This window comes from Pseudomonas sp. R1-7 (assembly GCF_051132105.1).
In the GTDB taxonomy this organism is placed as follows: domain Bacteria; phylum Pseudomonadota; class Gammaproteobacteria; order Pseudomonadales; family Pseudomonadaceae; genus Aquipseudomonas.
In genome coordinates this window covers 822,956-836,581 of record NZ_CP071661.1, presented here as the reverse complement: position 1 = coordinate 836,581, position 13,626 = coordinate 822,956, and the positions used below count along the sequence as shown (strand labels likewise).

Genomic DNA, 13,626 nt, shown 5'->3' with positions numbered 1-13,626 from the left:
GGTCAAAGCACGCGCGCAAGCCCGAGGGTCAGGGCAAACGCGACCAGGGATATCAACGTCTCGAGCACCGTCCAGGTCTTGAACGTTTGCGTGACGGTCATATTGAAGTATTCCTTGATCAGCCAGAAGCCGCCGTCGTTGACGTGGGAAAAGATAACCGACCCGGCCCCGGTCGCCAGGACCAGCAACTCGGGATGGGGATAACCCAGGCCGATCGCCACAGGCGCGACGATGCCCGAGGCCGTGGTCATCGCCACCGTGGCCGATCCCGTGGCGACGCGCATGAGTGCGGCGAACAACCAGCCCATGACCAGCGGCGACAGCTGGAATTCCTGCGCCAGGCCGACGATCTGTTGCGTGACCCCGGCGTCCACCAGGATCCGGTTCAAACCGCCGCCAGCGCCCACCAGCAAGGTGATGCTGGCGGTCGGTGCCAGGCATTCGTTGGTGAACTTGAGGATCGATTCCCGGTTGAAGCCCTGGGCCAGGCCGAGGGTCCAGAAACTGAGGATGGTTGCCAACAACAAGGCGATCACCGAGTTGCCGATGAACAGCAAGAATTGATTAAAACCGCTGCCCGGCGTCGAGATCAGATTGGCCCAGCCGCCGATCAGCATCAAGATCACCGGCAGCAGGATGGTCCCCAGGGTCACGCCGAAACCCGGTAGGTTTGCCCGTGGTTCGCGATCGAGAAATTGCCGCTCCAGCGGGTTTTCAGCAGGCAGCTGAATGCGCGGCACGATGAACTTGGCGTACAAGGGGCCTGCAATAATCGCGGTGGGAATGCCAATCAGGATCGCATACAGCAACGTCTGCCCCACCGAGGCCTGGAACGCCTGCACCGCGAGCATCGCCGCCGGGTGCGGCGGCACCAGCGCATGGACCACCGAAAGCCCGGCGACCATCGGCAGTCCCACCATCAGGATCGACACGCCCACACGCCGGGCGATGGTGAACGCGATGGGCACCAGCAGCACAAAACCGACTTCGAAGAACAGCGGCAAGCCGACCAGGAATGCGATGCAGACCATTGCCCAATGGGCGTTGCGCTCGCCGAAGCGTTCGATCAGCGTCTGCGCCATGCGCTCGGCCCCGCCGGATTCGGCCATCATCTTGCCCAGCATCGTGCCCAAGGCCACCACCAGCGCGATGTGCCCCAACGTCTTGCCGACACCCGCCTCGTACGCCCCCACCACGCCCGAGGGCGGCATCCCGGCCAGCAGCGCCAGGCCAATGGAGACCAGGGTAATCACGATGAACGGATTGAGCCGGTAGCGCGCGATCAGGACGATCAGCGCAATGATGGCGATTGCCGCGTAGACCAATAGCCAATATCCGAAAGCAGGTGCCATGCGTTACTCCTCGAATGGGGTCACGTCGATGTGTTGTGAAACTCATAAATCATTTCGACTAGAAATCTTCAAACCCACTGAAAGTAATTTTCGCGCACAGGTAAAACTTGTCGCTGACGGACATCGTGACAGGGCGCTAATGAAAATTCGGCGCAAGACTTTCATCGCTCCGGTGGCGAGGAAGCTTGCTGGCGCTGCGGCGGTCCGACGCTTCGGGCGCAGCAGCGCCATTTCATCAACGCAATCGACCAATGGCTGGCCGCCCCGCACTCAATTCCGTACCATCCGCACCTGTTTTTCGCACCATTCCCCGGCAGCCGACGCTCCCACCGGCGCCCAGTCAGGTAAATCATGAAACCAGCACGTCTTCGCGCCGACGCCCTCGCCGGCCTCACCACCTCTTTCGCCTTGCTCCCCGAATGCATTGCCTTCGCCCTGGTGGCACACCTCAACCCACTGATGGGGTTGTACGGTGCGTTCATCATTTGCACGCTGACCGCTTTGTTCGGCGGTCGGCCCAGGATGGTGTCAGGCGCGGCGGGGTCGATGGCCGTGGTGATCGTCGCGCTGGTGGTGCAGCACGGTGTGCAGTATCTGTTGGCGACCGTGCTGCTGGGCGGGCTGATCATGATGGCGTTCGGGCTGTTACGGCTGGGCAAGCTGGTGCGCATGGTGCCGCACCCGGTGATGCTCGGCTTCGTCAATGGCTTGGCCATTGTGATTGCGCTGGCGCAACTGGAGCATTTCAAGAACGACGGCGTCTGGCTCAGCGGCACCCCGCTCTACTTGATGGCCGGGCTGGTGGCGCTGACCATGGCCGTCGTCTACCTGCTGCCGCGCCTGACCCGCAGCGTGCCGCCGGCCCTTGTGGCGATCCTCGGCGTTGGCCTGGCGGTCTATCTGCTCGGCCTGCCGACCCGGACGCTGGGCGACATGGCCCACATCGCGGGCGGCTTGCCGACCTTTGCCTGGCCAGACATTCCCTGGAACCTCGAAACCCTGCAAATCGTCGCGCCCTATGCGGTCATCATGGCGATGGTCGGTTTGCTGGAAACCCTGCTGACCCTGAACCTGACCGATGAAATCACCGAAAGCCGTGGTTATCCGGACCGTGAGTGCGTGGCGCTGGGTGCTGCCAACATGGCCTCCGGCCTGTTGGGCGGCATGGGCGGTTGCGCGATGATCGGCCAGACGATGATCAACCTCAGCTCGGGCGGGCGCGGGCGGTTATCGGGCGTGGTGGCCGGGGTAATGGTGTTGCTGTTCGTGCTGTTTCTGTCGCCGCTGATCGAGCGCATTCCCCTGGCGGCGCTGGTGGGCGTGATGTTCGTGGTGTCGCAACAGACTTTCGCCTGGGCGTCGTTGCGGGTGGTCAACAAAGTTCCGGCGAACGATGTGCTGGTGATCATCGCGGTGACCGTCATCACGGTATTCACCGACCTGGCCGTCGCCGTGCTTTGCGGAATCATCATCGCGGCGCTCAACTTTGCCTGGCAACAAGCCCGGGAGCTGTACGCCGACGCGCACATGGAGGCGGACGGCAGCAAGCTTTATCACCTGCACGGCACGTTGTTCTTCGCCTCGACGACCCAGTTCCTCAATCAGTTCGACCCGGCCAACGACCCGGCCCTGGTGACGGTCGATTGTCGCCACTTGAGCTTCGTCGACTACTCTGCCATCGCCGCGTTGATGACCCTGCGCGATCGCTACAGCAAGGCCGGCAAGCATCTGCGCGTGTTCCACCTGTCGGAGCGCTGCAAGCGGATGCTCAAGCGCGCGGGCGTGCACCACGACTGACAAGACGCCGACACAAAACCTGTGGGGGATTCCAGGTTGCAGGGCAACCCAGCAACTCACGGGCCGCCTCAATCACTCTTGCCTTGGAGTCACGAGTCAGCCTTGAACTCCCGCGAGGCGTATTCGGCGAGCTTGCCCTGGATAAAGTCCAGGAAACACTGGATCCGCAGGGCCAGTTGCGAATTGCGGTAGTACACCGCGTTGATTGGCTGGCGATAGCCGCTGTTGGCATCGGCCAGCAGCACCTTCAGCCGGCCGGTTTGGATGTCGTCCCGGGTCATGAAATCCGACAGGCAGGCAATGCCCTGCCCTTGCAAGGCCAGGTGACGCACCGTTTCGCCACTGGACGCGCTGATGGCCGGCTGGATCACCCAGCGATCACCGTGGATGTGACGCAGTGGCCACTGGTTGAGCCCGTCGTTCTGGGCAAAGCCCAACAACGAATGCTCGGCCAGCTCGGCGACGCTCTTGGGCATGCCACGCTGCTTCAGGTAAGCCGGGCTCGCCAGGATGTGCAACGGACTGCACCCCAGCGAGCGAGCATGCAGTGTCGAATCAGTGAGGGTGCCGATGCGGATGGCGACATCCGTGCTCTGCTCGAGCAAATCAATGATCAAGTCATTGCTGTTGAGCTCCAGCTGGATATCCGGATAGAGCGTGCGGAACTCGTCGATGTGGGGAACGATTGCGTGGAGCATGAACGGTGATGCGGCGTTGATTCGCAGGCGCCCGGCGGGATTTTTCTGGCGAGACGACAGACGCTCTTCCAGTTCATCCATCTGGTCGAGAATGCCCTTGGCCTGTTCGAAGAAATATTTGCCCTCTTCGGTCAAGTCCATGCGCCGCGTGGTGCGATTGATCAACGTGGTGTCGAGCTTGGCCTCCAGCCGCGACAACGTGCGACTGACCGCCGAGGGCGTCTGCCCGACTTGCTCGGCGGCGGCGGAGATGGATCCGCATTCGATCACGCAGACGAAAATCTGCAACTCGTCGGATCTGGCTTTCACAAGTGTCCTCTCGCTTTCAGGCAAGTCCCGATAGTAGCCGGATTACCGCGAAAGGCCGAACACCTCGATCAAATGCCGCTCATACCGCGCCACATCTTCCTCAATGTTCGGGCGCTTCATCACGTCTACGCACAGGAAGGTCGGCAGGCCAGTCATGCCAAGAAACTGATTGGCCTTGTGGAACGGGAAGTACACGGCGTCCACACCCTTGGCTTCGAAGAAGTCGCTCGGGTCGTCGAAGGCTTGCTGCGGGGCGTTCCAGGTCAGCGACAACATGTACTGCTTGCCCTGCACCAGGCCACCGCTGCCGTACTTCTGCGAAGCATCGGAACGCGTGCGGCCATCGCTGGCATAGAGGCTGCCGTGGCCTTCGGTGAACACTTCGTCGATGTATTTCTTCACGGTCCACGGGGCCCCCATCCACCAGCCGGGCATCTGGTAAATGATCACGTCGGCCCAGAGAAATTTGGCGACCTCTTCCTTGATGTCGTAACCACCGTCGATGAAGGTGGTTTTCACATCCAGGCCGCCACGGTCCAGGACGCTTAGCGCGGTATCGTGAAGGGTGGCGTTATAGCGACCGTCGGAATGGGCGAATTGTTTGCCGCCATTGAGTAGCAGGACTTTTTTCATCGGGAGCCTCATCGGTTCCAAGGCGTGGCCGCTGGGCCGACGCCAAATGGAAGATTAAAAATGATGGCGGCAGAGTACCGATGCGCTTCGCGAGGAATAAGCACCGCAACGACAAAACTGTTTTGACCAAAACGCACGAATAGGCCACTTATTGTTGCCGTAGAATTCGCCAACCGTTTAAGCCAGGAGCCTAACCTGATGAGCGAATTGCACGGTTTCATCCTGCACGCCAAGACCCGCCCGGAAAAAGCCGAAGCCTTCGAAGCGTTGTTCCGGGCTTACGTCGAACCCAGTCGCGCCGAGCCCGGTTGCATCGAATACCACATGCTGCGGGACCAGCAGGACCCGACGTTGTTTATCTTCTATGAGATCTGGGCGTCCCAGGCTGATCTGGACATGCACTCGAACCTGCCGCACATGAAGCAATTCTTCGAACAGCGCATGGATTACCTGGAGCACGACTTCGATATTCGCCGTGTCGACATGCTCAGCCCATCCTCGGCTAGCCGCTGACCAGCAGATGGCCGCCGAGCACGCCGAGGCCAATGAAAAATACCCGCTTGAACAACACGGCGCTGATCCGCTGGCGCAGCCATTGCCCCAGCCACATCCCCAACAGCGCCGGCACCAACGCCAGCAGCGAAGCGCTCAGCTCCCCGCCGCCCAAGGCGCCTCGCCACGACAGCCCGACCGCCAAGGCCAATGTGGAAACGGTGAAGGACAGGCCCAAGGCTTGCACCAGCTCATCCTTGTTCAAGCCCAAGGCCTGTAGGTACGGCACCGCTGGAATCACGAACACTCCAGTGGCCGAGGTGATCAAACCGGTGAGCAGTCCACAGGCCGGGGCGAGCCAGCCTTCATGCCTGGCACTGACCTTCAACGTTGGCAACCACAATCCGCTCGACGCATAGACCACCAGCGCAGCGCCGAGCCCTCGTATCGCCCAGGCCCCACCGATCATGCCGACCCACAGTGTGCCGAGACCGGTGCCTATGAAAATCGCCAGCAGCAACGGCCAGAGGCGCCGGATAAGCCTTGTCAGATGTCCACCAGACGCCAATTGCCAGAGGTTCGTCAGGGTTGCCGGAATGATCAATAGCGCCGCTGCCTGTGCCGGGGCCATAGCCAGCCCGAGCAAGCCCATGGCGACTGTCGGCAGGCCGAGGCCGATCACACCCTTGATCGTGCCGGCCAGCAGGAAGGTGCCAATAACCAGCAGGGAAAGGGCCGGGCCGAGGTTTTGATAGAAAGCGAGGAGTGTATTCATGGGACTATCGTGCGACCCATGCCTTGGTTTGGAAATGTGTCATACACTGAGGGTGCCTCTTCTCTGGCAAGAGGCTGAAAATTTTATCGACACTACTGACGCCTTCGCGAGCAAGCTAGCTCCCACAGGGAGTTGCATTTCAAATTGTGGGAGCGAGCAGGCTCGCGAAGACGGCACACCCAACACCGCAGAATTTGAGACCGGCCTCATGCACTTCGACCTCACCGACCTGCGTCTCTACCTGCACATCCTCGACACCGGCAACATCACCGCCGGCGCCACTCGCAGCCACTTGTCCCTGGCTGCGGCCAGTGCACGGATCCGGGCCATGGAAGCCTCCCTGGGCATCGACCTGCTTGAACGCGGACGGCGCGGCGTAACCCCGACACCGGCCGGAAAAGCCCTGGCCGAACATGCGCGGATCCTGTTGCAACATGCCGAACGCCTCCAGCAGGACCTGGCCGAATACGCCCAAGGCACCAAAGGCCGGGTGCGGCTACTGTGCAACACCAGCGCCATGACCGAGTACCTGCCCGAACGGCTCGCCGATTTTCTCAAGGCCCATCCCAACCTCGACATTGACCTGCAGGAATTGCCCAGTTCACGGATCACCCATGCGCTGCGCCAGGGCACCGCGGACCTGGGGATCGTTTCCGACGCGGTGGACACCGATGGCCTTCAGGCCTGGTCTTTTCGCGACGACCCGCTGGTATTGCTCCTACCGACCGGACACCCACTGGCTGACGGCCGTGCCGTGCGTTTCAGCGAGACCCTCAGCCACGACTATGTCGGGCTGAACGCCTCCAGCGCCTTGGCGATCCATCTGGAAGAACAGGCGCTGCACATCGGCTCGCGCATGCAAATCCGCATTCGCGCCGACGGTTTCGACGGGGTGATCCGCATGGTCGCGCACGGTGCCGGCATTGCCATCGTGCCCAGGGCTGCCATCGACCGGCGCCCATTCGAGCCGTCATATCACTGTGTCCCGCTGCAAGAGGCCTGGGCCAACCGGGCATTGCTGCTCTGCGCCCGCAACTTCGAAGGCTTGCCTGCCTACGCCAAGACGCTGGCCCGGCATCTGGCCGAGTGATGCGCGCTTCTGGATAGCCCGGTGTCGACCACAGACATCTACCCGCTCATGCCGCGCGTTAGGGTGCCTGTTCTTTTCTGCCCCTTTCGGAGCTCACATGACCGCACCCATCACCGTCCTGCGCGACACCCACCCGCTGCCCGTACTCGACGCCTGCAAATGGGAAAAACTCGAAGGCGACCCGCACACCGTCAACCTCAACGCGTACACCAGCGAAGACGGCAGCAAGATCATGGGCACCTGGATCTGCACGCCGGGCAAATGGCGTGTGGATTATGTGAAGTGGGAGTACTGCCATTTCCAGGAAGGCTACTGCGTGATTACGCCGGACGGCATGGAGCCGATCCATCTGCGCGCCGGTGACATCTTCGTCGTCGAGCCGGGCATGAAAGGTACTTGGGAAGTGGTCGAGACCGTGCGCAAATATTTCGTCTTTGCCTGAGGCAAAAAAGCCGAGAAACCACCCGACGTGGTCTCTCGGAAAACAACTTCTGGAATGCATAACCCTGTGGCGAGGGGCGGTGCGACGTTTCGCTAAATCCCCTCGCCACAAAAGCTTCAGAACACCGCAGGGTTTACTACGGCTTGCGATAGCTGTTCACAATCGCCGAGAAATCCTGGCCGCCCTCGCCTCGCTGGCTCATCGCCTGATACAACTGCTGCGCCACCGCCCCCAATATCACCGGCTGACGGACCTGGCGCGCGGCTTCAGTGGCCAGGCCCAGGTCCTTGAGCATCAGGTCCGCGCCGAAACCGCCGGTATAACCGCGAGACGCCGGGGCCGTTTCGATCACGCCCGGCCATGGGTTGTAGGTGTCCGAGCTCCAGCAACGGCCCGTCGAACTGTTGATGATGCCGGCCAGCACCTGGGTGTCGATTCCCAAGGCATCGCCCAGGGCCATGGCTTCGCTGACACCCACCATGGAAATCCCCAGCAGCAGGTTGTTGCAGATCTTGGCGATCTGCCCGGTGCCGACTTCGCCACAGTGCACAATGTTGCGACCCATCTGCGCCAGCACCGGTTGCAACGTGGAAAACAACTCCTGCGTAGCGCCGACCATGAAAGTCAACGTGCCCGCCGCGGCACCGCCGGTGCCGCCCGAGACCGGCGCATCGGCCATCGCCACCCCTTGTTTCGCCGCGGCAGCCGCCACGTCGCGGGCGGTCTGGGGATCGATGGTGCTGCAATCCACCGCCGGTGTGCCGGCGGCGATGCCGGCCAGCACGCCGTCTTCACCCAGCCAGACACTGCGCACATGGGCAGCGGCCGGCAGCATGGTGATCACCAATGCAGCGCCCTGGGCCGCATCGCGCGGCGAGGCACTGATGGTACCGCCCAGCGCCGCCAGTTCGGCCAGCACCGTCTGGTTCAGGTCGAACAGGTTCAGCGAATGGCCAGCCTTGAGCAGGTTGCGCGCCATCGGCGCGCCCATGTTGCCCAGGCCGATAAATGCGATGTTCATGTCCGGATCCTCAACGCAAATTGATGGTGGTGTTCACACCGTCATTGACGCTGTCGTCATCGAACCAGCGTGCGGTCACGGTCTTGGTTTGAGTGTAGAACTGCACCACTTGTTTGCCGTAGGGGCCGAGGTCGCCGAGTTTCGAACCGCGGGAACCGGTAAAGCTGAAGAACGGCACCGGCACCGGGATCGGGATATTGATGCCCACCTGGCCGACATCGATTTCGCTCTGGAATTTGCGCGCCGCCGCACCGCTCTGGGTGAACAGGCCGGTGCCGTTGCCGAACGGGTTGGCATTGACCAACGCGATGGCCTGGTCCAGCGTGTCCACTTCCAGCACCACCAGCACCGGGCCGAAGATTTCTTCGGTATAGATGCGCATGTCGGTGGTCACGCCGGAAAACAGGGTCGGGCCGACGAAGTTGCCTTGCTCGAAGCCCGGCACGCTGATGCCACGGCCATCGAGTTCCAGCTTCGCCCCTTGCTGCACGCCGCTCTCGATCAACTCGAGAATGCGCGCCTTGGCCCGCTTGGAAATCACCGGACCGACGTCGGTGCCCGGCTCGCTGCCGGCATTGACCTTGAGTTTTTGTGCCAAGGCCTTGAGCTCTGGCAACCACTGTTTTGCCGCACCCACCATCACCACCACTGAGGTGGCCATGCAACGCTGGCCCGCCGCGCCGAAACCGGCACCGACCAGGGCGTTGAGGGTCTGCTCACGATTGGCATCAGGCAACACCACCGCGTGGTTCTTGGCGCCCATCATCGATTGCACGCGCTTGCCATGGCGACCCGCCAGGTCATAGACATGGGTGCCGACCGCGGTCGAACCGACAAAGGAAACGGCCTTGATGTCCTTGTGGGTGCAGAGCGCATCCACCACGTCCTTGCCGCCGTGCACCACGTTGAGCACACCTGCCGGGACGCCGGCCTCGATGGCCAGTTCCACCAGGAGCATGGTCGACAACGGATCCTGCTCCGATGGCTTGAGCACAAAGGTGTTGCCGCAGGCGATGGCCATCGGGAACATCCACAGCGGAATCATCGCCGGGAAGTTGAACGGCGTGATGCCCGCGCACACCCCGATCGGTTGGCGCAGCGTGTAGGTGTCAACGCCACCGGCGACGTTTTCGGCGAACTCACCCATCTGCAGGGTGCCGATGGAACAGGCGTGCTCGACCACTTCCAGGCCACGGAAAATATCGCCCTCGGCGTCCGCAATGGTCTTGCCCTGTTCGGCGCTGAGCACCGCGGCAATGCGCTTGGAATGCTCGCGAATCAAGGCCTGGAGCTTGAGCATGATGCGCATGCGCGCACCGATGGGCGTCAGCTTCCAGGTCTGGAAAGCCCGCTGGGCGGCGGAGATGGCGGCATCGACTTCCGAAGCCGTGGCAAACGGGACCTTCGCCAGCACTTCTTGGGTGGCCGGGTTGACGATGTCGTGCCATTCGCTGGATTGGGATTCAACCCACTCACCATCGATCAACAGTCTGACGGTTTGCAGGGCGGTGTCGCTGGGCGTAAGGGAAACGTTCATGCTGGCCTCCGGGATTGTTCTTATAAGAGAGCGCTGGTTCAGCAAAGACCAAGGCGTATGCACACGCTTGGTGATAAGACGGTTTTTGGAGTATAGATGTGCAAACTTCTAATAAGAACGCACATAAAATCCGGTCCATCATGCAAAAAAACATCACCTCCCTAGGGTCGCTGAATTGGGACGACCTCAAGTTTTTTCTCGAAGTGGCCCGTACCCGCAAGGCCAGCACGGCCGCCAAGCGCCTGGCCGTCGACTACACGACGGTGTCGCGACGCATCAGCTCGCTGGAAGCTTCGCTGGGCACGCTGCTGTTCGAAAAATCCCGGACCAACGGGTTTGTCCTGACTTCCGAAGGCCAGCGATTGCTGGGCTACGCCGAATCGATCGAAAGCACGCTGCACATGGCTTGCGAACAGGTTTCAGGCTCCGGCGTTGCGCTGTCGGGCCATGTGCGCATGGGATGCACGGAAGGCTTCGGCAGCTTTTTCATCACGCCGCAATTGAGCCACTTCGTCGATGCCTACCCAGCCATTTCGGTGGACATCCTGCCGCTGCCGCACTTCATCAGCCTCTCCAAGCGCGAAGCCGACATCGTTATCGCCCTCGAACGCCCTGAACATGGCCCATACGTATGCTGCAAGCTGTGCGACTATCGGCTGCAGCTCTACGCAACCCAGCAATACCTGGACAATCACCCGCCCATCCACCGCCCGGCGGACTTGGCCAAGCATTCGTTCATCAGCTATGTAGACGATTTGGCGTTCAGTTCCGAGCTGCTGTACCTCGCCAACGTCCTGCCCGGCGCGCATGCTCTTCTGCGCAGCACCAGCGTTATTGCGCAGTTTGTCGCGGCACAGCAAGGTCGGTCACTGGCTATCCTGCCGTGCTTCCTGGCGGCCCAAGACCCGCGCCTGTTGCCGGTGCTGCCAGCGGAAATCACGGTCACTCGCCAATTCTGGATGTACTGCCGGGAGGACCTGCGCAAGCTCAAGCGGATTACGTTGCTGTGGGATTACATCAGGGATGTCACTGAGCAGAACCGGCCATTGCTGATGGGCAACAGCCGGGAGATGGTGTTCGCCGACTAGTCGGCGATGACTACGATGGCGACACGGCGGTTTTCGGTGCGGCCGCTGGCGGTGTCGTTGGACGCGACGGGTTGGCTGCTGCCAAAACCACGTAGTTGGACGTTTTCTCCACGCATGCCCACGCCAATCAATACTTTGCCGACGCTGTTGGCCCGACGTATCGACAGCTGTTCGTTATAGGCTTGGGAGCCTGATGCGTCGGTGTGACCATCGACGCGCACTCGTTCGATACCGGCGCCCAGCAAGGCCTTGCCAATCCGCTCGACAATTTCAGTGCTGGCCGGATTGAGGCTTTCCACATCGCTGCCAAACAGCACTTTGCCGGAAAGACCAAAGGCCCAGCCATCGTCCGTCAATTTGAAGCCCTGCTCCTTGAGCACGGCGATTTGCGCTGGGGTCAGGCCTTTTTGGGGAGTGGTCTGGCACGCTGCCAGGGTAAAAACGGCGACCAGTAAAAATGCTGCGAACCGCAGCACGGGAAAACGAGCATTCGAAAACATGCATTCAGCTCCTGGTTTGAAGATCCGCGACCGGGTGCTCCGCCCCCGCCGTGTGTTGGCCGCCTCGGGCGAGGCGTTTGGCCTGGTACATCGCCGCATCGGCGGCACTGAGCAGCGCACCCGGTGTTGCGCCGTGCTCGGGGTAAACGGCGATACCGATACTGAGGGAAGTCAGGACCGAGGCATTACCCGGCAGTTGGATCGGCATTTCCATGCTGGCGATGATCTTTTCAGCGATACGCTGCGCATCCTCGGTTTTGTGCAACGGCGTCAGCAGCACGGCGAATTCGTCGCCGCCCAGGCGTGCCACAAGGTCATCCTCTCGCAACTGCGCCCTGACCCGGGTTGCAACGGCCGTCAGCACCGCGTCGCCGGCCGCGTGGCCGAAGTTGTCATTGATGCCTTTGAAGCGATCACTGTCCAGATACAGGACGGCCACTTGCTCGTCGAGCTTGCTGGCGTTGCGCAAGGCGCGGATCAATCGGCCTTCGAAAAATGCTCGGTTAGGCAATCCGGTCAGGCTGTCGTGGCTGGCCTGGTGAGCCAAGGTTTCGTTTTCGCTTTGCAGGTGGGTCTGCCAGGACTCCAGCTCAGCGAGCAAGCCATTGAAGTCGTTGCCCAGATTGTCCAACTCCGCGATGTCGGCCGGCGGCACCCGTCGGTCCAGTGCTCGCTCGCAGCGCGCGGCGTGGGCGACTTCAGCCAAGCTGCGCAACGGTCCGGTGATCGCCCGTAGCTGACGTCGCGCCAGATACAGCGCGACCCAGGCGCTGACTGCGGTGCACACAATGATCCCGGCCAAGCCGCTGAGCAGAAAACGCAACAGACTGCCGCCATGCCCGGCCAAAAGGATCCTGCCGATATCGCGCCCTTGATGGACGATGGGGAGGCTGATGGGCTTTTCCAGGAACGCCTTGGCGATGTGCATCTCCAACTCCGACAGGAGTCCGGTTTCCGGCCGCCGCCAATGCGCCAACAAGCGGCCATGTGCGTTGAACACCTGCGCATCGGCGACTTCTTCGGTCGTGGCAATCAAGGCCAGCGCTTCAGTGGCGGCGGCTGCATCATCGAACACCACGGCGGCTTCCACGGTGTAGTTGATCGAGCGAGCGATAAGATGCAGGTTGTGATCGGCATAGACACGCAGGGCAAGCACGCCCAGCAAAGTCAGGGAGACACTGGCCATAGTGATCGCCACCAGCGCGACGATCAGATGACCGCGACCAATGACCGACCCCAACGTGGGACGAATTCGTGGTTTTGACGAACTCATGGGGCAGTTGGCCTGCGGCGCGATAATTGAAGGACACTCGGATGAATACGCACGCCGCTGCGGGCCACCGAATCGAGATTGACCTCGAACGACACTTGCTCGTCACCGACCCGCAGGCAGAACAGGCTGCCAACGGTGCACTGGTCACCGCCCTCGCTGATGCTCAACACCGGTTTGCCGATCAGCGAGGCGAATAGACGGGAACGTTCATCACTGCTCAGGTTGCCGATATAGACAGCGTTGCAGTCAGTGGCGATGCTCGGATAATCAGCCAGCACGCGCTGCACGGTCACGGGTCGACCGGTGGCCTGGGTGGTGCCTTTGACCAGGTTATCGGTGTATTGGGTCGGGCCGACGATGCACAGTTGCAATTGCGTTGGCTCAACCGGCCAACGGGCGTAGCTGAGAATGCCCAGTACGACTTGCGTAACGGCCTCGGCTCGCTGGTCGGCTCGGGTAGCGGTCGGCGGGTCCTGGGCAACGACCCCCGGCGACAGCAGCCACAAAAGAACGGCAAGCACATAATGCCTGCAATCCTTGCGGCCCATCGTCTCCCGTACCATCGGCGCCATGCATGATCTCTAGCTGTAGATAAGAGCCGGAACGATAGCACAGTGTC

Annotated in this window: 14 protein-coding genes; 5 read left to right on the top strand and 9 right to left on the bottom strand. The window is 61.5% G+C overall.

Annotated elements, in window-relative coordinates; genetic code table 11:
* Positions 1-2 precede the first annotated feature (2 nt).
* A complete protein-coding gene (locus J3P79_RS03715; protein WP_045155072.1) occupies positions 3-1,352 on the bottom strand; it encodes a gluconate:H+ symporter in 1,350 nt (449 codons plus the stop codon).
* Positions 1,353-1,703: 351 nt separating this feature from the next.
* Between J3P79_RS03715 and J3P79_RS03710 the strand changes: the two genes are divergently transcribed.
* Entirely contained in the window at positions 1,704-3,149 is a 1,446-nt protein-coding gene (locus J3P79_RS03710; protein ID WP_434608260.1) for a SulP family inorganic anion transporter, read from the top strand.
* Positions 3,150-3,238: 89 nt separating this feature from the next.
* On the opposite strand, the gene J3P79_RS03705 is transcribed toward J3P79_RS03710, so the two are convergent.
* The gene (locus tag J3P79_RS03705) at positions 3,239-4,156 is read right to left on the bottom strand and encodes a LysR substrate-binding domain-containing protein (protein WP_434608258.1); all 918 of its coding nucleotides are present in this window, start codon (positions 4,154-4,156) and stop codon (positions 3,239-3,241) included.
* 42 nt (positions 4,157-4,198) lie between these two features.
* Positions 4,199-4,789: an NAD(P)H-dependent oxidoreductase gene (locus J3P79_RS03700; protein ID WP_039592378.1), complete on the bottom strand. Its 591-nt coding sequence runs from the start codon at positions 4,787-4,789 to the stop codon at positions 4,199-4,201.
* Between the two features lie 198 nt (positions 4,790-4,987).
* Between J3P79_RS03700 and J3P79_RS03695 the strand changes: the two genes are divergently transcribed.
* Positions 4,988-5,302, top strand: a complete 315-nt coding sequence (locus J3P79_RS03695; RefSeq protein ID WP_434608256.1) for a putative quinol monooxygenase — start codon at positions 4,988-4,990, stop codon at positions 5,300-5,302.
* Here the strand turns inward: J3P79_RS03695 and J3P79_RS03690 are convergent.
* Positions 5,292-6,056, bottom strand: a complete 765-nt coding sequence (locus tag J3P79_RS03690; RefSeq protein ID WP_434608254.1) for a sulfite exporter TauE/SafE family protein — start codon at positions 6,054-6,056, stop codon at positions 5,292-5,294. The two genes, J3P79_RS03695 and J3P79_RS03690, sit on opposite strands and share 11 nt — an antisense overlap.
* A gap of 208 nt (positions 6,057-6,264) precedes the next feature.
* Here J3P79_RS03690 and J3P79_RS03685 point away from each other — a divergent pair, with 208 nt between their 5' ends.
* Positions 6,265-7,146: a LysR family transcriptional regulator gene (locus J3P79_RS03685; protein ID WP_434608253.1), complete on the top strand. Its 882-nt coding sequence runs from the start codon at positions 6,265-6,267 to the stop codon at positions 7,144-7,146.
* A gap of 97 nt (positions 7,147-7,243) precedes the next feature.
* Positions 7,244-7,588, top strand: coding sequence for a cupin domain-containing protein (locus J3P79_RS03680; protein ID WP_039592382.1), 345 nt, complete (start codon positions 7,244-7,246; stop codon positions 7,586-7,588).
* Positions 7,589-7,724: 136 nt separating this feature from the next.
* On the opposite strand, the gene mmsB is transcribed toward J3P79_RS03680, so the two are convergent.
* The gene (mmsB, locus tag J3P79_RS03675) at positions 7,725-8,609 is read right to left on the bottom strand and encodes a 3-hydroxyisobutyrate dehydrogenase (RefSeq protein ID WP_434608250.1); all 885 of its coding nucleotides are present in this window, start codon (positions 8,607-8,609) and stop codon (positions 7,725-7,727) included.
* A 10-nt stretch (positions 8,610-8,619) separates the two neighbouring features.
* On the bottom strand, positions 8,620-10,146 hold the full coding sequence (locus J3P79_RS03670) for a CoA-acylating methylmalonate-semialdehyde dehydrogenase (RefSeq protein ID WP_434608249.1): 1,527 nt from the start codon (positions 10,144-10,146) through the stop codon (positions 8,620-8,622).
* A gap of 140 nt (positions 10,147-10,286) precedes the next feature.
* Here J3P79_RS03670 and J3P79_RS03665 point away from each other — a divergent pair, with 140 nt between their 5' ends.
* A complete protein-coding gene (locus J3P79_RS03665) occupies positions 10,287-11,234 on the top strand; it encodes a LysR family transcriptional regulator (RefSeq protein WP_045155065.1) in 948 nt (315 codons plus the stop codon).
* Here the strand turns inward: J3P79_RS03665 and J3P79_RS03660 are convergent.
* From J3P79_RS03660 to J3P79_RS03650, 3 genes are read right to left on the bottom strand one after another with little or no spacing between them, the layout of a single operon-like run.
* Complete coding sequence (locus J3P79_RS03660; protein ID WP_434608247.1) at positions 11,231-11,734, bottom strand: OmpA family protein; 504 nt, start codon at positions 11,732-11,734, stop codon at positions 11,231-11,233. The genes J3P79_RS03665 and J3P79_RS03660 overlap by 4 nt on opposite strands.
* 4 nt (positions 11,735-11,738) lie before the next feature.
* Entirely contained in the window at positions 11,739-13,007 is a 1,269-nt protein-coding gene (locus tag J3P79_RS03655; RefSeq protein WP_434608245.1) for a diguanylate cyclase domain-containing protein, read from the bottom strand.
* Complete coding sequence (locus J3P79_RS03650; protein WP_434608242.1) at positions 13,004-13,579, bottom strand: YfiR family protein; 576 nt, start codon at positions 13,577-13,579, stop codon at positions 13,004-13,006. Before J3P79_RS03650 ends, J3P79_RS03655 begins: the two co-directional genes overlap by 4 nt.
* Positions 13,580-13,626: the final 47 nt, after the last annotated feature.

Excerpts from the sequence above, each read along its gene's own strand:
- J3P79_RS03660 (WP_434608247.1), bottom strand. The coding sequence starts at position 11,734 with ATGTTTTCGAATGCTCGTTTTCCCGTGCTGCGGTTCGCAGCATTTTTA.
- J3P79_RS03670 (WP_434608249.1), bottom strand. The coding sequence starts at position 10,146 with ATGAACGTTTCCCTTACGCCCAGCGACACCGCCCTGCAAACCGTCAGA.
- J3P79_RS03650 (WP_434608242.1), bottom strand. The coding sequence starts at position 13,579 with ATGGCGCCGATGGTACGGGAGACGATGGGCCGCAAGGATTGCAGGCAT.
- J3P79_RS03700 (WP_039592378.1), bottom strand. The coding sequence starts at position 4,789 with ATGAAAAAAGTCCTGCTACTCAATGGCGGCAAACAATTCGCCCATTCC.
- J3P79_RS03665 (WP_045155065.1), top strand. The coding sequence starts at position 10,287 with ATGCAAAAAAACATCACCTCCCTAGGGTCGCTGAATTGGGACGACCTC.
- J3P79_RS03680 (WP_039592382.1), top strand. The coding sequence starts at position 7,244 with ATGACCGCACCCATCACCGTCCTGCGCGACACCCACCCGCTGCCCGTA.
- J3P79_RS03715 (WP_045155072.1), bottom strand. The coding sequence starts at position 1,352 with ATGGCACCTGCTTTCGGATATTGGCTATTGGTCTACGCGGCAATCGCC.
- mmsB (WP_434608250.1), bottom strand. The coding sequence starts at position 8,609 with ATGAACATCGCATTTATCGGCCTGGGCAACATGGGCGCGCCGATGGCG.
- J3P79_RS03690 (WP_434608254.1), bottom strand. The coding sequence starts at position 6,056 with ATGAATACACTCCTCGCTTTCTATCAAAACCTCGGCCCGGCCCTTTCC.
- J3P79_RS03685 (WP_434608253.1), top strand. The coding sequence starts at position 6,265 with ATGCACTTCGACCTCACCGACCTGCGTCTCTACCTGCACATCCTCGAC.
- J3P79_RS03655 (WP_434608245.1), bottom strand. The coding sequence starts at position 13,007 with ATGAGTTCGTCAAAACCACGAATTCGTCCCACGTTGGGGTCGGTCATT.
- J3P79_RS03710 (WP_434608260.1), top strand. The coding sequence starts at position 1,704 with ATGAAACCAGCACGTCTTCGCGCCGACGCCCTCGCCGGCCTCACCACC.
- J3P79_RS03695 (WP_434608256.1), top strand. The coding sequence starts at position 4,988 with ATGAGCGAATTGCACGGTTTCATCCTGCACGCCAAGACCCGCCCGGAA.